The sequence below is a fragment of the Spirosoma soli genome, assembly GCF_042684525.1.
GTDB lineage: Bacteria > Bacteroidota > Bacteroidia > Cytophagales > Spirosomataceae > Spirosoma > Spirosoma soli.
Genome location: NZ_JBHULN010000006.1, coordinates 151,794 through 176,483, shown reverse-complemented (window position 1 = coordinate 176,483; position 24,690 = coordinate 151,794). Strand labels below are relative to the sequence as shown.

The following is a 24,690-nucleotide window of genomic DNA, read 5'->3' as shown; positions in this document are numbered from 1 at the left end:
AGCCAAGCCGACGTTTCGGTTCTAGAGCCTTATAGGTTTTAAGGGTAGTATTAAACCAGCTGACAGCCATGGCTAAGAAAAAAACGAACCCCGACGAAAGCGAAAAACCTCGTGTTCATAAAGAATTAGAAGGTTTTGACATTCAAATAAACTCGTTTGGTGAGATTACAACGAGTTTTGACATCGACAAAATCAATCAGTTTCTGAATAAGACGGTTGATGATAAGAAGCTGCGTCATCGTACAGACTTGAACCTTAAAGGCGAACCAGGGTCTGATGAGCCGGATAATGAAAAATCCGACGATGAGCATTTGTTCGACGACACGGACAATGATCTGCCTGATGATATTAATTCTCGTGGATAGCCCGACCCTCCCAAACGCCCGGTCGGGCTTTTTTTGTGCCGTTTATACGAAAAAAGCCCACTAGATTGTGCTACTTTCTGTAGTTTTCGCCCATCAATAACCGAAAACTTTAAACTGACTATGTACTCCCACGAAATCGACTACAAAATCATTGGTGAAGATATTCAGATCGTTGAAATTGAACTAGATCCCAACGAAACTGTCATTGCCGAAGCTGGCTCGATGCTTTACATGGAAGATGGCATCCAGTTCGAGACCAAAATGGGTGATGGTTCGCAGCCTAACCAGGGTTTTATGGGCAAATTGCTTCAGGCCGGTACGCGGATGATCACGGGTGAGTCGTTGTTTATGACGCACTTCACGAACCGGGGCGTCGGTAAGCGTAAAGTAACGTTTGCAGCTCCTTATCCCGGAACGGTTATGCCCATTAACCTGGCCAACACATTTGGTAATACCCTCATTGTACAGAAGGACGCTTTTTTGTGTGCAGCCCTGGGCACAAAACTGAGTATTCAGTTCAACCAGCGGCTTGGATCAGGCTTTTTTGGGGGAGAAGGGTTTATCCTGGAAAAAATACAGGGCGACGGTATGGCCTTCATCCATGCTGGTGGCGTTGTGATTGAGCGCACGTTGAACAACGAAACGTTACGTGTTGATACAGGCTGCGTCGTTGGTTTTGAGCCAAGCATCAATTTCGACATCCAGCGGTCAGGTGGTCTAAAAAGTATGATTTTCGGGGGCGAAGGTTTATTCCTGGCTACATTACGCGGCTCGGGCAAGGTGTGGATTCAATCGATGCCAATCTCCAAACTTGTTCAACGTCTGGCTCCCTATGGCAATCAATCCCATAAAGAAGGCGGTTCAGTGCTAGGTCAGTTAGGCAATCTGTTTGAAGATTAAGCGGGAATCAGTTCTACCTGATAGCTGTTATCTTTGTACGGTTTTGGAGAGAACGAACTATGGAAGTCATTTGCACCAACGATAATTTTCCGGCGCCCGTACTGGCCTTCTACGCTGAATTTGGCGTTCAGACGCCCAAGCGCGATCAGCTGTATACAATTCGCCAGGTAAAACGCCACACCACAGGCGAAACAGGTGTATTATTAAACGAAATTCAAAATCCGGATGTGCCAGTGAGACATCCCGTTATGGGCGAGGTTTGGTTTGAGCCAACGTTCAACATCAACCGGTTTGCCACCTTGCTGGGACAACCCGTCCGGCAGGAAGAGCTGGAAGACGTTAACGCGTAACGTAAAATTGATTTCACGAACAAGCCTGGCACCAAAGCGCCGGGCTTGTTCGTTTTGAAGTAACCCGGACGGCCACGTCCGGGTATATGACTTATATTTCGCCCGGACGTGGCCGTCCAGGCTACTCAAACTGGTGATAAAGTATTCGCTTATCCTACTCGTTGGTTTACTATCAATAGCCTGCGGCAGCAGTTCGTCTGATAACTATACGCCCAAGCCGAAAGGTTATCCCCGGTTCGATTTGCCAACGCCGAGCTATACGTTGCTGGAGCCAACGCATCCGTACCAATTCGAGTATAATAAGATTGCTCGCATCTTGCCTGATACGTTTGCCCGCTCCGAACCGGATTGGATCTTTATCAACTATCCGGCCTACCATGCCAGCGTTCAGCTTACCTATAAGCCGGTAAAAAATGATGTAAACCGGCTACGGGCCATGCTTGAAGATGCGTATAAACTAGCCGCCCGGCACAACATAAAAGCGTATTCTATTGAGCAGCGTAAACTCAAGCTTACCTCCGGTCTGGAAGCCAGCATCATTGACCTTTCTGGCGAGGTGCCGAGCCAGGTGCAATTCGTTACCACTGATTCGACGACTCATTTCCTGCGGGGTGCGTTGTATTTCAATACAGCTACGGAGAACGATTCGCTACGACCCGTCATTGAGTATATTCGCAAGGATATGCTGCACCTGCTTAACACGCTCAAGTGGCGGCAGTAACCTACTATTATGCAAAAAGTATTATTTACCCTTTTTACCTGTCTATCGCTCTCAACGGCGGTGGCTCAGACGCAAAATCCGGTGGCAAAGCCCGTACCAAAACCGGCCGCTCCAGCGGGAAAAGTACCTGGTCAGGTTATCTATGAGCAGAATTGTCTAACCTGCCACCAAGCCAATGGCTCTGGGGTGCCCAGCTTAAATCCGCCCTTGAAGGGTACCGATTGGGTACTGGGTGACAAAACGCGCTTGATTAACGTACTTTTGAAAGGCCTTCAAGGCCAGGATATTGACGGTGAACCGTACGATAATGCAATGCCTGCGCACGATTTCCTGAGTGACGCTGACATCGCCGACGTATTAACTTACATCCGCAGCAACTTTGGCAACAAAGCCTCGGCCGTAACCGCTGACGAAGTCAAAGCCGTCAGGGCGGTGAAATAATCTTATGCTTTTAGAAACGCAGAGGTAAAGAGGTTCTGCAGAGAGAACAGAGCTTGTTTACTATATGTTCTCTGCGAAACCTCTTTACCTCTGCGTTTAGACGAACTAGGTCTGAATCACTCCTACCGAGAATGGCTTTGTAATCGGTGCATGATTAGCGGCAGCGATTCCCTCCGATAGAATCTGCCGGGTTTGTAGCGGGTCAATGACGGCATCGACCCAAAGCCGGGCCGCTGCGTAATAAGGTGATAATTGGGTATTGTACTGGTCCGTAATCTTTTTCAATAAAGCTTGTTCGGCTTCAGGCGTAATGATTTCACCCTTTGCCTTCAGCGACGCTACCTGAATCTGAAGTAGTGTTTTCGCGGCCGAAGCGCCACTCATGACGGCCATTTGTGCCGTTGGCCAGGCCAGCATCAAACGGGGATCGTATGCTTTTCCACACATCGCGTAGTTTCCGGCTCCGTACGAATTGCCAATAACGACCGTAAACTTTGGCACCACTGAGTTAGCCATGGCGCTAACCATTTTAGCCCCATCTTTAATGATCCCTCCCTGCTCGGCACGACTGCCGACCATAAAACCGGATACATCCTGCAAAAACACGAGCGGAATTCGCTTCTGATTGCAGTTCATGATGAACCGGGCGGCTTTGTCGGCCGCATCGCCGTAGATAACTCCACCCATCTGCATTTCGACGGGCTGGCCGGTGCGTCCTTTTGCTTTAACAACTTTGCGCTGATTAGCCACAATACCCACTGCCCAACCGTCTATACGGGCGTAACCGCAAAGCAACGACTGGCCATAACCGGGCTTATATGCATCAAAAGCGGAGTTATCCACAAGCCTCTCCACAATTTCCTGCATGTCATAGGGCTTGACACGGTCAGCAGGCAAAATTTGATAGATTTCGGCAGGGTTTTTAGCAGGTAGCGCTGGTTCTGCGCGGTCGAAGCCAGCTAGGTCCCGATGGCCAATTTTGTCAAAGATTCGTTTGATCGCATCCAGGCAACTTCGGTCGTCGGGATACTTATTATCGACTACGCCCGATATGTCAGTATGCGTGGTGGCTCCTCCTAACGTTTCAGCGTCAACATCTTCTCCGATAGATGCTTTCACCAGATATGGTCCGGCCAGGAAAATGGAGCCTGTTCCTTCCACGATAAGCGCTTCGTCAGACATGATGGGCAGGTAAGCCCCACCAGCCACGCAGCTGCCCATAATAGCCGCCACCTGCAAAATACCCATGGCCGACATCTGCGCATTATTGCGGAAGGTGCGGCCAAAGTGTTCTTTATCGGCAAACACTTCATCCTGCAAAGGCAGGTACACGCCCGCGCTATCGACAAGGTAAATAATTGGCAAGTGGTTTTCCATGGCAATCTCCTGCGCCCTCAGGTTTTTCTTGGCCGTAATCGGAAACCAGGCGCCGGCTTTTACAGTCGCATCGTTGGCTACAATCACACACTGGCGCCCCGATACGTAACCAATACCCACGACGACTCCTGCCGACGGACAACCGCCGTGTTCATTGTACATACCGTCGCCCGCAAACAATCCAATCTCAACAAACGGGCGGCCATCGTCGGCTAAATAATCAATGCGTTCGCGAGCCGTGAGTTTACCTTTTTTGTGCTGATCATCTATGCGTTTCTGGCCCCCGCCGAGTTGGGTCTGAGCGGTTTTTTGATTTAGTTCGTCCAGAAAAGATTGTAGTGGTTGATTGGGTAAGGTAGTCATGGGTTTGTTAATGAATGTACTAACGCTTTTACGCAAAATGGGCAGCTTGTGCCGCCCATCATAAAACGTGTTATTGATCCGGTATGTTGACCAGTCAGTTATTTAACTACTGGCTATTTAGACGATAATGTCCACCACCCGATCGTATGCCTTTTGTAGCACAATCGTCAGATCGATGCTTTGAATCCTGAATTGGCCTGCTGGATCGTTGATTTGTTCCATCAATGTCCACTGGCCGAGGTCATTTTTACGCCAAACCTCAACGGCTACCCGCTGCGAGTCGATTAATACATACTCCTGAAAAGACGGAATGGCTCGGTAACGCAAGAATTTTCGGCCACGATCGTAGTCCTCAGTTCCTTCGGAGAGCACCTCAATTAATACAGTTGGATTGAGCAGATTATCAAACTCATCAGGCATAAACTGCGGTTCTCCGCAAACAATTACAATGTCGGGATAAGCATACAGACCGGTTTCGGGTAGGTGCACCCACATATCCGAAGAAAATGATTGGCAAGTAGCCTCTTCGAGATGATTAATAATTTTACCGTTGATGTTGTCACGAACGCGGTTGTGATTGCGGGTTGCGCCTGCCATGGGTATTACTTCACCGTTGAAAAACTCACTTTTATCAAGGGCCTGCCGCTCCGCTGCTAAATACTCCTCCGGGCTGATCGCCCGCTTTTCGACCGCTATCATAGCTCGATACGTTTGCTCTTATGAAAAATACGGCGCTGATCAATTAAACGCAACCATGCTCCGTACTCTGCCGTTGGTAAGCGTCCAAAGCATAAAGTCTACTGCACCTGCGCCGAATCGACTTTCGTTGTCACCGTAGTGCTACCAGGCTTGGCTGGCGCGGCTTTGTCTTTCTTACCGAACAATGAGAAGTGAACGTAGCGTTTAGGGTTCTCACGCAGATCCGTTAAAAGCTTTTCCAAGCTGGCAGTTGTGGCGTTTACGTTGCGATAGAGCGCTTCGTCGGAGGTGAGTTTGCCGAGCGAACCACGACCACTGTTCACATCAGCCAGAATACGTTGCAGGTTATCGACGGTTTTGTTAACCGTAGCGAGTGTTTGCTTCAATTGCAATCCCTGAAGTGAGTCGGCAAACGTATCGGCTTTAGCCAGGATGGGTTTTAGTTGCTGTTCAGTTTCCACGAGCGAGGCCGATAGCCGACTTACATTAGCGAGCGTGGCCCGCAAACCAGCCCGGTTCTCGGCAATAGTCAGATCGAGTGTCTTTACGCCCTGGTTGGCACTACGCAGCGTTTGATTTAGCATAACGCCCGTCTGGTCAAATTGCGCCACCACACGGTTAAGCTGATACGTCAGCGAATCGACGTTGTTGAGGACCGGTAGCGTTTTCTCGCGAATCAGAGCTGACAAACCAGTTTCTTTAGCCGCCACCAGCATACCTCCACTCTCGAGTACAGGTTTTCCCTGGTTGACACTCAGCAAGATAACCTTACCTCCTAATAACCCATCGTCGGCCAAAACTGCCCGTGAACCCTGCGTTACGCGAATATTCTTATTGAGGTCCAACGTAACTAACAGCTTGTTACCCTGGTCCTGTAGAATCTCAATTCCTTTAACACGACCAACCGATAAGCCATTTATTCGGACCGGGTTAGACGCGGTTAACCCATCAATATTATCATACACGACCTGATACTTATTGGTTGAAGAAAAGAAGTCAGAGCCTTTGAGAAAATTGAAGCCGAAATAAAACATCATCAGCGTTATAACTGCCAGTAAGCCTACTTTTACTTCTTGCGAAACTTTCATGCGTGTAAGAATGAGAACGGCCAGTTAAGGCGGACCAACGAATTTGGCTTCACGTATAACCAAGTTTATGACGCGTTTGTCCCGCAAACATGTGGAAAATGGTAAATCAACCGCTCAGGAATTGGATAAACGGTCGTTGCGGTTACTACCAGTCTATTCTACGATTATCAACAGAAAGCGCTAATTGGCGGCTTCAATTTCTTGTTTGTATTGGGCAAATGCTTTATAAATTGAACTAGAAATCTCTTCCTGACCCTCCTCCGACATTAAGTAAAGTTCTTCGGTTGGGTTGGTGAGGTAGCCTGTTTCAATGAGAACGCTGGGCATTGTTGTGCGCCAAAGTACCAGAAACCCCGCTTGTTTTACGCCATTGCTTTTACGTTCGGCGTTTTGCCGGAAACTACGTTCCACTTTCTCGGCAAAGTTAATACTGCTTCCCATGAACGCATGCTGATAATTAGCCAGCATAATATGGGCTAACGGAGAATTAGGATTAAAGCCTTTATAAGTTTGCTGATAATTCTCTTCTTTCAGGATAACTGCGTTTTCGCGCTTGGCTACATCGAGGTTACCATTTGTTTTATGCAATCCCATGGTATAGGTTTCGGTACCATAGACTTTGCTCGACGACGGACTCGCATTGCAGTGGATTGAAATGAACAGATCCGCTTTGTTACGATTGGCAATGGCAGAGCGTTCGGCCAGTTCGACAAAATGATCCGTTGAGCGGGTATAAATAACCCGTATATTCGGCATCTCTTCCTTAATTTTACGGCCCAATTGCAGTACTAGCTTAAGCACCACCCGCGACTCACGGGTTCGGCGGCCGATGCAGCCGGGATCTTTACCGCCATGACCGGCATCGAGCACAACCGTACGAATCTGATTGGGAGCCGCTTCCGTATCTTGATTCGACTGAGCCCGCGGTATCGTGTCCTGAAAAAATTCAGGCTGAGGCAATGTTGTCAGTGCCAGTAAGGGCAAAACCACTAAGACCAATGTTGTCACTATTCCGGGAGCCGGGGTCGTAGCTTGAACGCCCATTGATTTAATAATATTTAACAGCCGAAATCGTTCCAAAGCGATAGTGGGATAAGTGTTCGTGAATACCTTTGTAAGCCATAGGCTTAACGGTCTTTTGGCAAATATAATTTTTTTGATAACCCTGAAAAAAGGATACTTTATTTTGCGGCCTTTGCGAATGCGACTGACATGGATGCCGGCTCTGGTCTGCGTTACCTGGTTTTTCTGGGCGTTTACGGCATTAGGGCAGTCTAACCCAACGCCCCGGCAGCCCGGCAAAGGAGGCCTACCACCTGCCACGGTACCCGCGCAACGGGTGCCCGATGCGCCATCAGGAACTCCTTCTGGCAATACCCCGGCATCACGCACGTCGACCAATAACCCAGCGTCAGGTACAACAGCTGCGCCATCCTCGGCGACAACGACTCCTCGCTCGCAGACGAGCTCACCGGCAACGACTCAGGAAAGTGACTTAGAACGAGAACTGAACCCAAGACCTACGCGCCCCAACCGCCTGGGTCCGGCTCCTTCACGCCCTAGAGTTGCGTCACCCGATACGCTTAAAGGGCGATCAGGCCCTGATACTACTTCGCGACCAACGGTTGCTAAAAAAGATTCCATGCGTGCCGATTCATTGAAAACGAAAGGCGCTATCACGAAAGGAAGCTCGACAACAACGACCAAAGGTCAGGCTGCAACGGCCACCTCGACATCGGCTGTAACCGCAAAACCACGTTCGCAAACGAGTTTAGCGAAACCAACCGATCCGTTAAAGCCAGGTGTAGCACCACCCACGATTGCTCGTCCCCAGCCTATACCTAGCCGCACACCTGCCAGATCCGATTCAGTTCGAGTAACCACGCGCGATTCGACGCAGACAAAAGCCCGATCAGGTGCTGTGACGTCAACTACGACCACAACTGGCCAATCTACGACTGTTACGTCGAAGGCTGCGGCCACAACCACACCACGTGCTCAGACAAACACGGCCGGAAAAACCCAGCCGGGCCGTCTGCAACCGGGTCTTGTTACGCCCAATATCGTAAAACCGCAATCCAGAGCAGCGATTGGAGCTGACTCGGTTCGGGTAGCTATCGGCGATTCGGTGCGGCAAGATTCGGCGCAAACCGAAGACGCTTTCAAAACCACGGTCAACTATCAGGCCAAGGACTCAACCATCTATGCCGCTGATGGCCAAACCGTTGAGCTGTTCGGTGACGCGAGCGTAGTCTATGGAGATATTTCACTCAAGGCTGATTACATCCGTCTGAATTACCTTACCAACGAAGTTTACGCAAAAGGCCGATACGACTCGACGGCGAAAAAAGCCATTGGGCAACCCGTTTTCCAGGATGGTGAAGGCAAGTACGATGCCAAAGAGATTCGGTATAATTTCAAGTCTAAAAAGGGCCGAATCCAGGGGGTTATTACGCAACAGGGCGAAGGTAATATTCGAGGAACGCAGGTCAAGAAAGACGCCGAAGATAACCTGTACATTGGCAAAGCGATTTACACAACCTGCAATCTGGCAGTACCCCATTTTCACATTAATGCGAGCAAATTAAAAGTCATTCACAATAAGCAGGTTGTGGCGGGGCCTTTCAATTTAGTCATCAATCAGGTTCCGTTACCAATCGGTTTACCGTTCGGTTTCTTTCCGTTCCCAAAGCGGAAGGAGATTGGTGTGTCGGGAATTCTGGTGCCTCAATACGGCGAAGAACCTAATGGCCGGGGCTTTTATCTACGTAACGGCGGCTATTATTGGGCCGTGAACGAAAACCTGGGCATGCAGTTTACTGGTCAGATTTACTCGCGCGGAAGCTGGGGACTTGGTCTGTCATCAGCCTATAATAAACGGTATCGCTATAGCGGGGGCATTAACCTGCAATTCAACCGAAACCGCTCCGGTGACCGGGTCGACACAACCCAGTCGCCACGTAATGACTTCTCGTTCACATGGTCGCATTCGCCGGTACCGCGTGGTCGGGGAAGTTTCTCGGCTAATGTGAACGTAAGCAGTAATAGCTACAATCAGTTCAACTCATTTAATACATCGCAGTACATTTCCAACGTGGCAGGTTCGTCGGTGCAGTACAGCCGTACGTTTGGCCAATATGTGCGGGCAGGAGCTAACGTACGGGTAAATCAGCAATTTGGACAAATCAACCAGACAACGGGGGTTCGTGAAAACGGCAAAACCGACGTATCCTCAGACTTTAACTTTGGGGTAAACCAGATTTCGCCGTTTGCGCTCAAGGGTGGCTCCGGCCGGTGGTATGAGAGTTTCCGGGTTGGTTTGGATATCAGTGGATCCATTGGCGTGAGCAACACGATCCGGGCTCAAGTGGATACAACCGGATTAGGGTTTCCGGTTATTACCAATCTGAGGACAATCAGCACAGTGGAGCGCATTAATGATAGCATTAACCGAGCCAATGCGATTCGCCGGGGTGAGATTGTCTCCGACCCAAACCTGATTCCTTTTAGTCTGCCCAATGCCAATCGTATCTGGCAAAATCGCCAGGTACAAGCTCGTTACAGCATTCCTATATCGTTGCCGAATATCAAGCTGTTGAAATACATTAACCTAACGCCGGGTTTCTCGCTACAGGGTGATATATATACCAAAAAGCTGAATTATACATTCGTGCCGGATAGTAATAAGGTGCGGATCGATACGGCTCGCGGCTTCTTTCCATCGTACAATTTCTCAGTCAATGCCAGCATGAATACGCGCTTCTATGGTACGTACTTCATTCGGGGCAAACGCATAGAAGCTATTCGGCACACGGTAGCGCCGTCTATCTCGTTCAGTTACATTCCTGACTTTACGAATCCTGCATACGGACAGTTTCAGATACTACCTGACGCACCAGGAACTGTCTTGGCCAATCTGCCACTATATCGGCGGACGCTATCTGTTTTCCGTGGTTTGGGAGGAAGCAGCAGTGGGGGCGGCAGTACAGAGTCGGCCTTTATTTCGTTTGGCATCGTCAACCAGCTAGAAATGAAAGTTCGGACACGTAGCGATTCAGCTGGACAAGATTTTAAGAAGATTCCCATCTTCGATAACCTAAGCTTAACGGGTAGCTATAACTTACTGGCTCCTGATTTCAAATTATCACCGATTGCCGTTAGTGCAAACACGCAGATCTTTAAAAACATCAGTTTTAACTTCTCCTCTACGTTTGATCCCTACGCATACCGTGAGTACGGAGGAACAGTTGTTTATGATCTGGAAACTTACCCAATTGGCGGAACGCCTATTACACCCTTAAGCTATTCGCCAGTGCTATTGAATCCGAATAAACTGGCGAAGGAAAATCCACAATTTATCCGGGTACCTAACGTGTATGCTATCCAGGAAGGGCAAGGTTTACTACGCCTAACGAATCTGCAAGCGTATGTCAGTGCACGTTTTGCGCCTAAACAGGCCGACAAGCCTAAGACGAGTGCTACTGCGACGGATGCTACGTTAAAGGCGATCAACAATAATCCGGAGTTGTACGTCGACTTTAATATTCCCTGGTCAGTGAACGTCAGCTACACGTTTGGCCTGTCGAAAATCACGCCTATAGAACCTCAAATCATTCAGGCACTGACGCTCACAGGGGATCTGAGTTTAACGCCTAAGTGGAAAATTACCGTCAACACGGGGTACGATTTCCAATTTCATAGTCCGACGCTGACAACCATCGGTATCAACCGAGATCTTCACTGCTGGGAAATGGCGTTCAACTGGACACCCTATTCTGGTAACAACATCCGGGCGGGCAACTATTCGTTCGACCTGCGGGCCCGGTCGTCCATATTGCAGGAGTTAAAATTGAGCCGTCGCCGGAGCTTCTACGACAACGGCGGGTTTTATGGAAGATAGGCAGAGGGCATAAAGGAAAGGGCATGGGGCTTAGGGTAAAAACCTAGCGCCCCAAGCCCTTAACCACTACGCAGCCTGCGGTGTAAATACCACGCGCATGGTGTTGTCAGACTTCGAGTTGAACAAGTCGTACCCGTGCTGTCCCTGCTCTAATGGCATTTTATACGTTAGCAAATCGGAGGTATCAACTTCGCCTTTCGCCACGTAATCCAGTAGCCGGGGAATGTATTTTTGAGCGTGCATTTGGCCCATCCGGAACGTCAGCGCCTTGTTCATAGCCGCTCCCATCGGGATGCTGTCCACCAAACCACCGTATACGCCAACGATTGAAATAGTCCCTCCTTTCCGGCAGGCTTTAATAGCCTCTCGAAGTACGATTGGCCGGTCGTTTTCGAGCCGAACCCACTGCTTGGCTTTGTCGTAATAATACTGCGGACTACTGCTAACGGCTTCCATACCCACAGCATCAATACAACTATCGGGACCGCGTCCACCTGTCATTTCTTTCAGTGCATCCTGAATGTCGACTTCATCGATGCTCAACACGTCGGCTTTGCTGTTTTGCTTCGCCTGATTGAGCAGATGCTTATGACGGTCCATGGCAATAACGCGCTCAGCACCTAACAAGTATGCGCTACGTATCGCCATCTGGCCTACGGCTCCACAGCCCCAGACCGCCACCGTGTCGCCCGGTTTAATGGCTGCCATATCGGCGGCCATAAAGCCAGTTGGAAAGGCATCCGAGCAGAACACTGCGGCTTCGTCTTTCACACCATCGGGAATTTTGAACGACCCTTTATCGGCAAACGGCACCCGAATGTATTCGGCATGACTACCGGCATAGCCCCCAAACGCGTGCGAATAACCAAAGATACCGGCTGGCGAATACCCATATAAAGGCTCAACCAATTGCGCATTGACGTTCGAGTTATCACAGAGCGACCACGATTGGCTTTGGCAGTAGCTGCATTCGCCACAGGCAATCACCGAACCAACCACAACACGGTCGCCCCGTTTCAGGGTTTTCACGCCGGAACCCACCTCAACCACTTCGCCCATGAATTCATGACCGAGGATGTCTCCCTGCTCAACGGTGGGAATGTAGCCGTTGATGATGTGCAAATCAGAGCCACACACCGATGACATAATAACCCGCAGAATCATATCCTGTGGATTAACAATTGTCGGGTCGGGGACCCGTTCGACGCGGAGGTCGTTTCGTCCGTTATAACACAGCGCTTTCATAAGTAGGCTCAGATTGGTTGCTGGAAGACTCTGGTGATGACTGACGTAGCGCCGGGTTTATGGTCTCCGGCTGCCGACCTGAAGGGCCTTCGTTGGTTGGAATCTCGCCGGTCTCCATTAGCCGTTTGAAGCGCCGGATATCTTCTTTGATCATTTGCTTAAAGGCTGGATTCAGCAGCTTCATCACAGCTTCTCCTACGATACCTTCGGGTGCGCGGTATAATATTGTGGCGTGCACTTCGGTACCCCGATTACCGGGAGCGTCTACGAAACGTACCTCACCCGAGTTATCAACCGTTGCGCCCGGTACAGATCGCCAAACGAGTCGGCTATTTTCTTCCTCTTCCACGATTTCAGCGTCCCATTCCACCTTCGGCAAGGCTTTGGCAAGACGGTTTTCGCTATCGAGCCGGGCAACCCAATGCGAGCGCCGATCATCCTGCTGCGTTACTGTTTCGAGGTGACGCATAAACTGTGGCAGGTTTTCCAGCTTACGCCAGAACTGATATACCTCTTCGCGCGGTTTGTTGATGGTGACGCTCTTACTGATTTCTATTACGTCCGTTTCTGTCTTATCTTCTGACGTATCGCGGCCGATAGCGTTGTTGACAGGGCAGTAGCCCGATGCTCCCCGATACACCAGAGCGCCACCTAAAGCGGCTAGCAGTAACCCGCCTAACCCGCCCCGACGGAGTCCGATGGTTGTTAACAGAGCACCGCCCCCCACTGATAAATAACGCTCGTTTGCACCGACGTTTATCCGGCTTGATCCGCTTGGAATAGGATCGACAGGGGCGATATCTAACACCCCGCTTTTTGCTAAATCACTCGTATGTGCCATAGTAAGTTAGTTTGTTACTGATTACTCTACTCCTCAACAAGAGTATCATAGGAATGTTAAAAAGTTCGCGCTAAACTGAGTGAGGGGAATGCTGGAAAGCGTAGAAGACGGTTAGAAAAACAGTAACTTGCCGCTACGAATTTCATGAACTTTACCATGACCGATCGAGATAAGCAACGCCTTGAGGAATTGGAGCAAAAAACGGCCTATCTGCTGGCCCGCCAGGACGAACAGGCAGCTAAGATGAATCAGATTATGGCCCGTCTGGCTTATGTAGAATCGCGTCAGTATCGTCTGATGAAAGAACTTGGCATTGAACCTGCCAAACTCGATACAGCCCAGACAGCTCAGGGCGATGCGAGAATTATTAATTTAACCACCATTCCTGAGCAACGGCTGAATTGATACAAAACCTGTATGGTAGCGTAGACCTTACAGGTTTACTTATTCGTTATAGTCCAGTATGAAAACCGCTGCCCTGCGCACCATTCTAATTATTGTTGCCCTAATCGCCGTCAACGTGCTGTCGGCGTTTGTCTTTTTTCGGTTCGATTTAACCGAAGAGAAGCGTTATACGCTGTCAGAGGCCACCCAGACCCTCCTGGCCGATTTGCCCGACGATGTGCATGTAGATGTGTACCTGGCCGGTGATTTACCTCCCGGCTTTAAGCGGCTCGAAAACGCCGTGCGTGAAACGCTGGATGAATTTGCTGCCAATGCCACCCAAACCATTACGTATCGCTTTACCGATCCCGACGCTATCACCAATGCCGATGAGAAAGCTAAACTTATTGACCGGTTACAGCAACGGGGGCTTTTGCCTACCAATCTGTTTGCAACAGAAGGCGGTAAACGCACCGAAAAACTGATTTTCCCAGGTGCTATTGTCTCCTACAAAGGCAAAGAGACTGCTGTGCTTTTACTTAAATACAACAAATCGGCTTCACCCGAAGAACGGCTAAACCAATCCTATGAGGGCGTAGAGTTTCAGTTGGCTTCGGCCATTCGAAAGCTAACACAAACCGAAGCCAACCGCCGACGGGTAGGGCTTCTCTACGGCCATACGGAGGTACCGCCCTCCCGATTTGCCGACCTGCTGGCATCCGTTCAGGAGAATTACGATCTGTTTTTTATCGACATGACCAAACCAGGCCCCATCGCGGGGCTCGATGTTATGTTAGTGCCCAAACCGGACCGTCCGTTTTCGGAGGACGAAATTTTCAAGATTGACCAATACGTAGTCAATGGCGGCCGCGCCCTATTTTTCGTTGATGGTCAACGCGTCGATTCGGTCAGTAACGCGGGAACTTATGCGCAACCGCTAAATCTGAATCTTGATGATCTGTTCTTTCGCTGGGGTGTTCGGGTAAACCGGGATATCATAAAGGATTACTATTGCGCTCCTATTCCGCTCAACGTCGGCAACATCGGCGACAAGCCCAATATTCAATTAGTACCTTGGCGCTTCTACCCATTACTGAACAATTTTGGCTCCAGCGGCAGCCCGATCGTGCGCAACATCGACGCCGTGTTAAGCCGGTTTGTTAGTACGCTCGATACGGTACGCTCACCGGGCATTCGTAAAACGCCTTTGTTATTGACATCTCCGTACACCAAAGTACTGAAAGCGCCCGCGTTAATCTCGTATAATGAAGCCCGTCAGCAGCCAGACCCGAAGACATACAACGATGGCACCCGCATCGTTGGTTGTTTGCTTGAAGGGCGTTTCCAATCTTTGTTTGCAAACCGCATTCTCCCCGGCGACCCACGCGCCAACGGCTTCCGGTCGGAGGGCGAACCATCACGGATATTGATTTGCTCCGACGGCGATCTGGTCCTGAACGATGTCGACTATAAGCGCAACGCTCCCTATCCGCTTGGCTTTGATCGGTTCACACGTACTATTTATGGCAACAAGGATTTTGCGCTTAACGCTATTGATTATCTCGTTGATCCGAACGGCGTGATTGCTGCCCGCAACCGAACCGTCACGCTACGGCCGCTGGACAAGATTCGAGTAGACACCGGTCGCACCAGCTGGCAACTACTTAATGTACTGGGCCCGTTAGCGCTGATTGGTATTATAGGCGTAGTTTGGCAAGTGGTTCGGCGGAGGAGGTATGGGGTATAACCGCTACTCCACGGCAAACTTGGTCAGCCATTGCGCTACGGTGGCGCTACTGAGATTAAACACCAGATTCGGGAAAAGGCCTAGTACCAGGGCCATGATACCCAGCGGTACCAGCAAGAGTTTTTCACGGGCCGTTAAATCAGTTAATACCGATGTGGCTTCGTGTCGGCTCCAGAACGGACCGAAAAACATCCGTTGCAGTGTCCAGAGAAAATACGCAGCGGCCAACAGTATACCCGTGGTGGCGACCGCCGTCAACCAGCCGGGCAACCAGGCTGATTGAAAGCTGCCCATAAGGGTAAACAACTCGCCCACGAAGCCCGAAAAGCCGGGTAAACCCAGCGATCCGAAAAAAGCAACGGCGGTTAAGGTGGTGTATTGCGGCATCGGCTGCATCAAGCCCCGATAGGAATCAATACGTCGGTCGTGGGTGCGATCATAAACCACGCCCGCAATCAGGAAGAGCATAGACGACAGAACCCCGTGGCTTACCATCTGGTAAATGGCTCCGTTGATGCCCTCGGCAGTGAGCGACGCTACTCCCAGAAGCACAAAGCCCATGTGTGACACCGACGAGTAAGCAATCATTTTTTTGACATCATTCTGCGCCAGTGCGTTTAAACCACCGTAAACAATAGACAACGTTCCTAAGGCAGCTAATGACGTAGCATATTCGGCTCCGCCATCCGGAAAAAAGCTCCAGACAATGCGTAAGAAACCGTACCCGCCGATTTTCAAAAGCACACCCGCCAGAACAACCGATACGGGTGTAGGCGCTTCTACGTGGGCATCGGGCAGCCAGGTGTGCAGGGGCACGATGGGTAACTTAATAGCAAAGCCTATAAAGATAGCCCAGAACGCCAGCATCCGCGCTGGTAGACCAAATACGATCGGTTCGGCTGCGGGGTGAAGGAACGCGTTTGGCAGGTAATTACCGCCATCGGCCAGGTAACGCATATCGAATGTATGGACAATCTGGGCCGGATTCAGCTGACCTTGTTGAAGATGCGCCTGCATGATGCGTATTACCTCATCTGAAACGGCTAGTGGATCTGTGATAAACCCAGCAGCCAGCGCTGTGCTAACAGGGTCCATGACGGACAGATACAGCCCAATCATAACCAGCAAAATCAGTAGTGATCCAAGCAGGGTGTACAGAAAGAACTTAATGGAAGCATATTCCCGCCTTGGTCCGCCCCATAAACCGATAAGGAAATACATCGGCAGGAGCATAAACTCGAAAAAGAGAAAGAATAAGAAGAAATCAAGGGCTAAGAAGCACCCCATGATGGTACCCGTCAGCAACAAATACAGCGAGTAGTATGCCTTCAACCGGTGAATCATCGTCCAAGATGACCCTACGCCTATCACCATCACCACCGCCGACAACACAACTAAAGGTAAACTAATACCATCAACGCCTACCAGATAGTCAATAGAGGCAATGCCTAAGTTTCCCAACGGCAAGGTTATCCAGTCCGCCTGCTCGAGCAGTTGATAACCGGCCAGGCTCTGATCAAAACCAGCATAGGCCACAAACGCCAGCACAAGATCAGCCAAGGTTGCGGCCAGGGCGATCCAGCGAAACCGCGCGACCTGACTTTTGGGCAATATTGCGACCAGCAGTGAGCCGAGGAGCGGAATAAAAATAAGTAGCGAAAGAATCATACGTAACGCGGATGGTAATCCGCTGCATCAGTTACAAAAAGTGGGTTCCCCCACTCTACAGCAAAGCATCATAACAGCCACCAAAGTACAACCAGGAATCCCACCACAGCGGCCGTAATGTACGACTGCACCCGACCGTTTTGCAGCGAACGGGTCAATCGCCCCAACCATCCCGCTAGCCAGGCCGCTCCATTAACAAATCCATCAATTCCAAAGCGATCAATACCGCTGCTCAGGTGCGCTAACACCACCGTCGACACACCCGCGCCATTGACGGCCCCGTCCACCATACGCTGATCGGTACGACTCAGGAATGTGGCTAGTTTAAGTGACGGATTGATGATGAAGTACTGGAAAATGCTATCTAGAAAACCATATTCGACAGAAAGGCGAACAAAACTACGGGCGTGGTTAGGCTCTCGCATCCGAAAGCCGATCCACCCACCAAGCAGCACCAGCCCAGTGGAAACGGGTGCCAACCACCAAATCGACTCAGCTTCGGTGGCCCCGAATAAATGGAAAAACCAGCTCGTATGCGCGGAGAAAGGATTTAGCGAGAACCAAAATCCTACAGATAAACCAGCTAGCAATACAATTGGAGCAAGCATTAACCAATCGGGTTCATGAGCCTGTGTAAGTGGTGTCTCCTGGTTCTGATAGGGTCCGAAAAAGATTAGCCGCCACTGCCGGGCCATGTATAAAGCCGTTAGCCCCGATGATAATAGCAACGAGACTGGAATCATGTAGGATAAGTGATCATTTTGCCCTTCGGCCCAGTTGAGCACTCCTTCTAAAATGGCTTCTTTCGACAAAAAACCGGAGAGCAAAGGTAGACCCGCTAAGGCAGCGGCACACACAGTGTAGGCTATGAATGTAATGGGTAAGGCTTTACGTAACCCGCCCATTTGGCGCATATCCTGCGTGTTGATAGCATGAATAACGGCTCCGGCGCTCAGGAACAGACCCGCCTTGAAGAAGGCGTGGGTTAACAGATGAAATATAGCCGCGCTCACGTTTCCCGTACCCATTGCCGCCACCATTAGCCCTAATTGCGACACGGTCGAAAACGCCAAGACCTTTTTAATATCCGTCTGAAAAAGCGCTGAGTAGCCGCCGATTATCGTCGTAATTGTTCCAATTAACGCAACGACGACCAGCGCATCGGAGGAAAGCAGTGGATGAACTCGGGCCAGGAGAAAAATACCGGCCGCCACCATCGTTGCAGCATGCAGCAAGGCCGACACGGGCGTTGGCCCCTCCATAGCATCAGGAAGCCAGGTTAATAATGGGAATTGGGCTGACTTACCCACACAGCCCATAAACAGGCATAAACCGATAGCCGTCGGCGGAATAATGCCAAATTGATTGTTTGTAAGCGCAGATAGTTCTAGTGTACCGAAATAATAATACGTCAGGAAGATCCCGATCAGGAAACCCATATCTCCTACGCGGTTCATCAAAAACGCCTTTTGGGCCGCCTTTGACGCAATTAAACGCTCCTGATAGAAACCAATGAGCAGATACGACGCTAAGCCAACCAGTTCCCAAAAGGCGTACAGTATCAATAAGTTACCAGCTAATACAATCCCCAGCATAGAGCCAACAAAGAGCTGTAGGTAAGCGAAATAACGGCTTAGTCGCGGCTCATCGTGTAGATAAGAAATGGAGTAGAGCTGCACCAGCAAGGCCACAAAGTGAACCAGCACTAGCATTAAGCACGTAAGGGTGTCAAGCCGCAAGCTAACCCCAAACAATACCCCGGACATTGATGCCCAGGTAGTTTGAAACGTTAAAGCCTGTTGAGGTAAGTGTACGGCTAGTATGACAGACAGCACCAGCCCAATAGTTGTTAGCCCAATCGCCAACCCGCCCGACATTCGCCGATTTACGCGTACCAACGCAAGAGCACCAAGGAAAGGTAATCCGAGTAGAATAGCGATCAGTAAGCGTAGTAGTGCGTCGTCGGGCATTTGTCCTGGTGTATCCGGCCGCAAATATCCCCAATCAGAAGCCTTGAAACAAACCGCCCGTTTATCAGCTAAGCTGGTCCGTCAAACGAAGGGCTGAAATAATCGTGTAATTACGGAGTAAAAACGTAATCTGCTGCTTCAACTCATAAGACCTAGGCTGTTTTCAGCCAGCCGGTCACGCTGAGTCGCTCACGGGTGGCTGGGAGCACTTCATGCTCTAGCCGACCACTCTCGAAGCAGACTAGTCGGCCGCCTGCCGGACTAATGGTGATTGTCTCTTCCGATCCTCCTGGCTGAGGTACGTAAAGAGCAAGCTGGCCCCCGTCGGTCGGTTGCCAGTCGGTGTTCAAATAGCAAATTACGGAAAGCTTACGGCGCGAATCACTGCGAAACTGATCGAGGTGGCGCTTGTAGAACGTTCCGGGAGGATACAGGGCGTAGTGAAATTCATAGTCACGCAAACCAAGGTAACAGGTCCGGTTCACGTAGTCGACAAACTCGCCGATGCGTTGCAAAAAAGCAGCTTCGTCGGGTGTCGCCGTTGCTTCCTCCAGCCACAGAATCTCATCACCCCGAATTTGACTTTCAACCGTTACCTGCTGATTACCGATGCCCGCGGCCCGAAACTGCCCCACGGCCCGGCGGGAATGCAATCGACTCGCCAAAGCGGCAACTTCTTCGGGCAACAAGAAATCATCCTGAACACCGTAGCCTTTGGTGAGAATACCATCAATGATGGGTTCGAAAAGAGTTTCCATATATGAGTAACCCAAACGGGCGCGTCTGGGTAATGCAATTTGTAACCTAACAGACCACGCACTTACTGCTTTAGTTCGTTTAGTTCATCCAGCTGCGCCGTACGGAAGTGTCGGTACACCTGAAGTATAATAGCCAAAGCAATTGCCGACTCAGCCGCTGCGATCACCATGACAAACAAACTAAACATTTGCCCCTGCACCCGGTCAGGATCGTACTGACTGAAGGCGACAAGGTTAATGTTAACGGCGTTCAGCATCAATTCGACGCCCATTAATACGACGATCGCGTGCCGTTTCAGCACTACCACCGCCAGACCAATGCTGAACAAAGCAGCACCAACCAGTAAAAACAAGCGACTATCGACGGGTTCCATGTTTTGCGGATTTAAGCGATGGCGTGGCCAGGTACGTAGCACCTATCAGAGCAGCGAGCAAAAGAATTCCGACAATCTCGAAAGGCACGACGTATTCGGTCATCAGTTGCTTGCCAATGGCGTTAATGGTGCTTTTCCAGCCAACGGGTCGGTTTAGTAGCGCGAAGTCGGCGCGGGCCAACAACGTATAAAACGCGACAAACAAACCGCCAGCCAGCAGCAAAGCCGCTACCCAACTTCGGTTAAGCGTCAACACACGGTTAGGTGCCTGGCTGTTTGTATCTCCGGCCGGTTCTGGTTTGTGAGTGAGCATCACGCCGAATATAACTAGCACCAAAACGCCCCCTACGTAGATCATGATTTGGGCAATGGCTAAAAAGTCGGCGCTGGCTAGGACAAACAAACCGGCTACGCCCAGCAAGGTCAGCAGCAGAAAAAAGGCGGCATACAGTACGTTACGAGTCAGCAAAACAGCCAGGGCGCCGATAAGCGTGAGGGCAGCAAAGGCGTAGAAAGCAATCTGAACCACTACTTTGTTTGGTTTTATAAATTACGATGGCTTTTCCTGATCTGGATTTGAAGCCGACGGACCAGGCTTAGGCTTCATGGTTGGCCGGAAAGCGGGCTTAGGCTTCGGCGGCTCTACAGCATCTTCTGAAGGCGATGCCAACTGAGCCTGCTCGGCCGAATTGCTAACCGGCGACTCATCCGTAATCGGCTTAGTCGGCTTCATCGTTGGTTTAAAAGCTGGTTTGGCCTTCAGCAACTGTGGCTCTTCGGACGCTGGCAGATCAGGTTCAACTGCCTTGGGTTTCATCGTTGGCCGATACGCAGCTGGTTTTGCTTTAGGCACATCTGCATCTGGCTGTTTTAATTCCTCCGACTCAATCGGTGCTGCCGGCTTCATGGTTGGTCGGAAGGCAGGTTTTGGCTTTGGTACCTCCGAAACCGCTTCTGAAGCAGGCCCTTCTTCCGTCAGCTTGGGCGGCTTCATAGTCGGCCGAAACGCGGGCTTAGCTGGAGTAGCTGGTTCGGCTTTATCGGCAGCGGGGTTCGGCTCCACATTATCAGTAGGGGCTGGAGCTACTGGCTTTTGCTTTGGTCGGAATACTGGCCGTTTAGTTGCTTCAAGTCCTCCCTGCGCAATTTGCTGCATTTCGTCGGGCGTAGCATCGGTGAGCGGGTGCACAATAGCGCCATCTGTGGAGTTAGTCGTTGGATCAGGGGGGGCCGAGGCTGTAGGTTTTGCCGTAGGCCGGAACACAGGCCGTTTGGGAGCTGGCGTGGCGGCTGGTTCATTTGTTTGAGCCGCTTTAACTACCGCCTGAGCGGCTTTAGCTTCTTCTTTCTCGCGGACGAACTGCTCGTAAAGCGCCCGTTTTTCATCAGCCTGCTCCGGGGTTAACTCGGCAAAACTGTAGGTTAGCTTACCCAACTCAAACTCACTATAATCGAACTTTTTGTCCATCGTCAGGCATTCGGTTGGGCAAACCACCGTGCAAAGGCCGCAATAGCAGCACTTAGCCATGTCGATGTCAAACTTAGCGGCATACAACCGAATCGGCGATCCATCCGACGCCCGGCCAACCTCTTCGGTTGCTTTAATAGCGTCGATGGTAATGCAGTCAACTGGGCAGATTTTGGCGCACTTATCACAAACAATGCAATCTTCTATCTCATTACGGAGCTGGTATCGACCATTATCGGGAATTGGTAACTGCTCGTGAGGGTACTGAAGCGTGACGAGGCCATTCTGCAACTCAAAATAGTTATCGCTTGCTATTCCCTCCGGTGTTCGGCGGTGGGTGGCATTGCGTAAATGACGTAACGTCAGGCTTAACCCCTTCAGCGTCGTGCGAATCCCATCCTGTATATCCTGGAAGTATGACATTGTAAAGAGTGAAAGAATAAAAGAGCGAAAGGGTGAATAATAGCGCTGGCGTTTTCACTCTTTCGCTCTTTTATTCTTTCGCTAAATTGCTGGAAATCGACTTGGTTCAGCCTCGCTCATGAGTGCATAAACCATTTCGATTACGTCGTCAACGTTTGGTTTCGAGAAATAATCCCCGTCAGAGCCGTAAGGTGGCCGATGCGCCTTAGCGGACATGGTACGTGGGGGCGAATCCAGATAGCGATACGCGTTTTGCTGCTCAACCACCTGCTGCATCATGTAAGCGGAAGCCCCACCCGGTACGTCTTCATCGGCGAAAACAACCCGGTTTGTCTTTTTGATTGAATCAAGAATAAGATGATGCACATCAAACGGCAGCAGCGTCTGAGCATCGATAACCTCTACACTAATTCCCATTTGGGCCAGTTGCCCGGCGGCTTCCATCACAATGCGGCACATAGAGCCATACGTAACCACTGTTACATCAGAACCCGACCGGAGAATATCGGGCACGCCCAGCGGTACACAAAATTCCGTCAAGTTATCGGGTAGCTTTTCTTTAAGCCGGTAGCCGTTCAGCGATTCGATCAGTAACGCCGGATCATCACCTTTGATCAAGGTATTGTAAAATCCAGCGGCCTGGGTCATGTTGCGCGGTACCAGCACATGCATACCCCGAAGACTGCCGAGCATGGTTCCCATCGGAGAACCCGAATGCCAGATCCCCTCTAGCCGATGGCCGCGCGTTCTGACAATGAGTGGCGCTTTCTGACCGCCCTTCGTGCGATATTGCAGCGTTGCCAGATCGTCCGTCAATGTTGCCAGCGCGTAATATATGTAATCAAAGTACTGAATCTCAACAATGGGCCGCAAGCCACGCATGGCCAGACCAATGCCTTGCCCAATAATAGTCGTCTCGCGGATGCCCGTATCGGTAATACGTACTTCTCCGTATTTCTCCTGCAAACCGGCAAAGCCTTGGTTAACGTCGCCGATCAGTCCAACATCTTCGCCTAAAGCAACAACCCGTGGGTCGCGGGCAAACAAATTATCGAAGTATCGCTGCATGAGCAGATACCCGTCCAGTACCGGGCTATCGTCGGTAAACTGAGCAGGCACGCCTTTCACCAGCATCGGCGACTCAGGCGACTGGCTGTATAAATGCGAACTAAACCGATCAGCATTTTCGGCATTCGTGCGCTCCAGCCAGGCATGTAACTTTTGTCGGCCAGCGCTGGTATCAGTACGTAAAACCCGTAATGCCTTCCGAACGGCCGTTACAGCATCCCGCCGAAGGGGTGAAAACGTCTTACGGAGCTCTTCGCGAATAGCCATCAAATCCGCTGATTTAGCGTGATGGCGAGCCGCTTGTTGTAGCAAATCGACGGCCTCGTTCAGGTCAGCTTTCATTGACTCTTGAAACGCGTTCCAGGCCTCAAGACGAGCTTGCTTGGCGGTCTGTTTAGCTTCGTTCTCAATCGTGTCGAGATCGTCGTTCGTAGCATATCCATTTTCCAGAATCCATTGCCGAAACATACGGTTGCAATCGTGGGCAACTTCCCAGGCTAGTCGTTCTTTCGATTTGTATCGCTCGTGCGAACCGGAGGTCGAGTGGCCCTGGGGTTGTGTAAGTTCCTGCACATGAACCAGTACCGGAACGTGTTCTTCGCGACAAATATGAGCCGCCTGCTGATAGGTTTCTAAAAGTGCGACGTAATCCCAGCCTTTTACGGTAAAGATCTCGAAGCCCTTATCATCGGCGTCGCGCTGAAAGCCAGCCAGCGCTTTAGAAATACTGCCTTTAGTGGTCTGATACTCCACCGGTACAGATATGCCGTAGCCATCGTCCCAAACCGACATCAGGAGGGGCACCTGCAATACACCGGCCGCGTTCATGGTCTCCCAGAACATGCCCTGCGACGTTGATGCATCGCCAATTGTACCAAAGATTACTTCGTTGCCATCATGTGAAAAGTTGGTTAACTCACCCAGGGCCGGGTTGTTCCTGAACAGCTTGGAGGCATAGGCCAACCCAAGTGAGCGGGGAATCTGGCCAGCGGTTGGAGCAATATCGCAAACCGAGTTGAACATTTCTGTTTGGTTACGCCATAACCCCTGCTCATCGAGCCACCGGGTTGCGTAGTGCCCATTCATAGATCGGCCTGCCGTATTCGGGTCAGCGGCCAGGTCAGTATGCGCGTATAACTGGGCGAAAAACTCGGTCCAGCGTAGTTCACCTAGTGCCGCTACAAAGGTCTGATCGCGATAATAACCCGACCGGAAATCACCCCGGTTAAAAGCGTGAGCAACTGCCAGTTGCGCCAGTTCTTTACCGTCGCCGAAGATGCCAAATTTAGCCCGCCCTCCCATTACGTCGCGCCGGCCCAGCAAACTAACCTGCCGACTTTCGCAAGCGAGCCGGTAGTCCGATAGGATTTTTTCGGGCGTTAAAATATCAATCGAGCGGAGTTGTTCGTTTGCTATCACAGCAGAGCTACGGGTTGAAAGCGTCCAACAATCAATTTATTGATGAAGTAATTTGATAACGAACAAGCCGGTATCAAGCAAAAGTAAAAATAAGGTAAAACAACGCAGCTTTCAAAAAAAC

21 protein-coding genes are annotated in these 24,690 nt (G+C 50.5%); 8 read left to right on the top strand and 13 right to left on the bottom strand.

Annotation, left to right across the window (positions count from 1 at the left end):
* Positions 1-68 precede the first annotated feature (68 nt).
* The 5 genes from ACFSUS_RS11920 to ACFSUS_RS11900 all read left to right on the top strand — a co-directional run bounded on the left by ACFSUS_RS11920 (position 69) and on the right by ACFSUS_RS11900 (position 2,777).
* Positions 69-365, top strand: coding sequence for a hypothetical protein (locus ACFSUS_RS11920; RefSeq protein WP_381522784.1), 297 nt, complete (start codon positions 69-71; stop codon positions 363-365).
* Positions 366-485: 120 nt separating this feature from the next.
* Entirely contained in the window at positions 486-1,265 is a 780-nt protein-coding gene (locus ACFSUS_RS11915) for a TIGR00266 family protein (RefSeq protein WP_381522782.1), read from the top strand.
* Between the two features lie 59 nt (positions 1,266-1,324).
* Positions 1,325-1,615, top strand: coding sequence for a hypothetical protein (locus ACFSUS_RS11910; RefSeq protein ID WP_381522781.1), 291 nt, complete (start codon positions 1,325-1,327; stop codon positions 1,613-1,615).
* Positions 1,616-1,748: 133 nt separating this feature from the next.
* Complete coding sequence (gene gldD / locus ACFSUS_RS11905) at positions 1,749-2,336, top strand: gliding motility lipoprotein GldD (protein WP_381522779.1); 588 nt, start codon at positions 1,749-1,751, stop codon at positions 2,334-2,336.
* 9 nt (positions 2,337-2,345) lie between these two features.
* Positions 2,346-2,777 (top strand): c-type cytochrome, encoded by a 432-nt coding sequence (locus tag ACFSUS_RS11900; RefSeq protein ID WP_381522778.1) that lies wholly within the window; start codon positions 2,346-2,348, stop codon positions 2,775-2,777.
* 105 nt (positions 2,778-2,882) lie between these two features.
* Here ACFSUS_RS11900 and ACFSUS_RS11895 read toward each other — a convergent pair whose 3' ends face one another.
* From ACFSUS_RS11895 to ACFSUS_RS11880, 4 genes are all read right to left on the bottom strand, one after another.
* The gene (locus ACFSUS_RS11895; protein ID WP_381522777.1) at positions 2,883-4,517 is read right to left on the bottom strand and encodes an acyl-CoA carboxylase subunit beta; all 1,635 of its coding nucleotides are present in this window, start codon (positions 4,515-4,517) and stop codon (positions 2,883-2,885) included.
* Positions 4,518-4,634: 117 nt separating this feature from the next.
* Complete coding sequence (locus ACFSUS_RS11890; protein WP_381522776.1) at positions 4,635-5,216, bottom strand: Uma2 family endonuclease; 582 nt, start codon at positions 5,214-5,216, stop codon at positions 4,635-4,637.
* Between the two features lie 98 nt (positions 5,217-5,314).
* On the bottom strand, positions 5,315-6,304 hold the full coding sequence (locus tag ACFSUS_RS11885) for an MlaD family protein (RefSeq protein ID WP_381522774.1): 990 nt from the start codon (positions 6,302-6,304) through the stop codon (positions 5,315-5,317).
* Positions 6,305-6,484: 180 nt separating this feature from the next.
* Positions 6,485-7,348, bottom strand: coding sequence for an N-acetylmuramoyl-L-alanine amidase family protein (locus ACFSUS_RS11880; protein WP_381522772.1), 864 nt, complete (start codon positions 7,346-7,348; stop codon positions 6,485-6,487).
* 157 nt (positions 7,349-7,505) lie between these two features.
* Here ACFSUS_RS11880 and ACFSUS_RS11875 point away from each other — a divergent pair, with 157 nt between their 5' ends.
* Complete coding sequence (locus ACFSUS_RS11875) at positions 7,506-11,204, top strand: putative LPS assembly protein LptD (protein ID WP_381522771.1); 3,699 nt, start codon at positions 7,506-7,508, stop codon at positions 11,202-11,204.
* Positions 11,205-11,270: 66 nt separating this feature from the next.
* Here the strand turns inward: ACFSUS_RS11875 and ACFSUS_RS11870 are convergent, their stop codons facing one another.
* Positions 11,271-12,449 (bottom strand): zinc-dependent alcohol dehydrogenase, encoded by a 1,179-nt coding sequence (locus ACFSUS_RS11870; RefSeq protein ID WP_381522769.1) that lies wholly within the window; start codon positions 12,447-12,449, stop codon positions 11,271-11,273.
* On the bottom strand, positions 12,430-13,290 hold the full coding sequence (locus tag ACFSUS_RS11865) for an SRPBCC family protein (protein WP_381522767.1): 861 nt from the start codon (positions 13,288-13,290) through the stop codon (positions 12,430-12,432). The genes ACFSUS_RS11870 and ACFSUS_RS11865 overlap by 20 nt, the downstream gene beginning before the upstream one ends.
* Before the next feature lie 144 nt (positions 13,291-13,434).
* Between ACFSUS_RS11865 and ACFSUS_RS11860 the strand changes: the two genes are divergently transcribed.
* Together ACFSUS_RS11860 and gldG are read left to right on the top strand one after the other, a co-directional pair.
* Complete coding sequence (locus ACFSUS_RS11860) at positions 13,435-13,695, top strand: hypothetical protein (protein ID WP_381522765.1); 261 nt, start codon at positions 13,435-13,437, stop codon at positions 13,693-13,695.
* Between the two features lie 58 nt (positions 13,696-13,753).
* Entirely contained in the window at positions 13,754-15,421 is a 1,668-nt protein-coding gene (gene gldG / locus ACFSUS_RS11855) for a gliding motility-associated ABC transporter substrate-binding protein GldG (protein WP_381522762.1), read from the top strand.
* A gap of 3 nt (positions 15,422-15,424) precedes the next feature.
* Here gldG and ACFSUS_RS11850 read toward each other — a convergent pair whose 3' ends face one another.
* The 7 genes from ACFSUS_RS11850 to ACFSUS_RS11820 form a co-directional block, all read right to left on the bottom strand.
* Positions 15,425-17,089 (bottom strand): complex I subunit 4 family protein, encoded by a 1,665-nt coding sequence (locus tag ACFSUS_RS11850; protein ID WP_381522759.1) that lies wholly within the window; start codon positions 17,087-17,089, stop codon positions 15,425-15,427.
* Between the two features lie 68 nt (positions 17,090-17,157).
* Positions 17,158-19,059, bottom strand: a complete 1,902-nt coding sequence (locus ACFSUS_RS11845; RefSeq protein ID WP_381522757.1) for an NADH-quinone oxidoreductase subunit 5 family protein — start codon at positions 19,057-19,059, stop codon at positions 17,158-17,160.
* A 152-nt stretch (positions 19,060-19,211) separates the two neighbouring features.
* A complete protein-coding gene (locus tag ACFSUS_RS11840) occupies positions 19,212-19,817 on the bottom strand; it encodes a 2OG-Fe(II) oxygenase (RefSeq protein ID WP_381522755.1) in 606 nt (201 codons plus the stop codon).
* Positions 19,818-19,879: 62 nt separating this feature from the next.
* Complete coding sequence (gene nuoK, locus ACFSUS_RS11835) at positions 19,880-20,191, bottom strand: NADH-quinone oxidoreductase subunit NuoK (RefSeq protein ID WP_381522752.1); 312 nt, start codon at positions 20,189-20,191, stop codon at positions 19,880-19,882.
* Positions 20,175-20,720, bottom strand: coding sequence for an NADH-quinone oxidoreductase subunit J family protein (locus tag ACFSUS_RS11830; RefSeq protein WP_381522750.1), 546 nt, complete (start codon positions 20,718-20,720; stop codon positions 20,175-20,177). The genes nuoK and ACFSUS_RS11830 overlap by 17 nt, the downstream gene beginning before the upstream one ends.
* A gap of 21 nt (positions 20,721-20,741) precedes the next feature.
* On the bottom strand, positions 20,742-22,082 hold the full coding sequence (locus ACFSUS_RS11825; protein ID WP_381522748.1) for a 4Fe-4S dicluster domain-containing protein: 1,341 nt from the start codon (positions 22,080-22,082) through the stop codon (positions 20,742-20,744).
* An 81-nt stretch (positions 22,083-22,163) separates the two neighbouring features.
* Complete coding sequence (locus ACFSUS_RS11820) at positions 22,164-24,569, bottom strand: alpha-ketoacid dehydrogenase subunit alpha/beta (protein ID WP_381522746.1); 2,406 nt, start codon at positions 24,567-24,569, stop codon at positions 22,164-22,166.
* Positions 24,570-24,690: the final 121 nt, after the last annotated feature.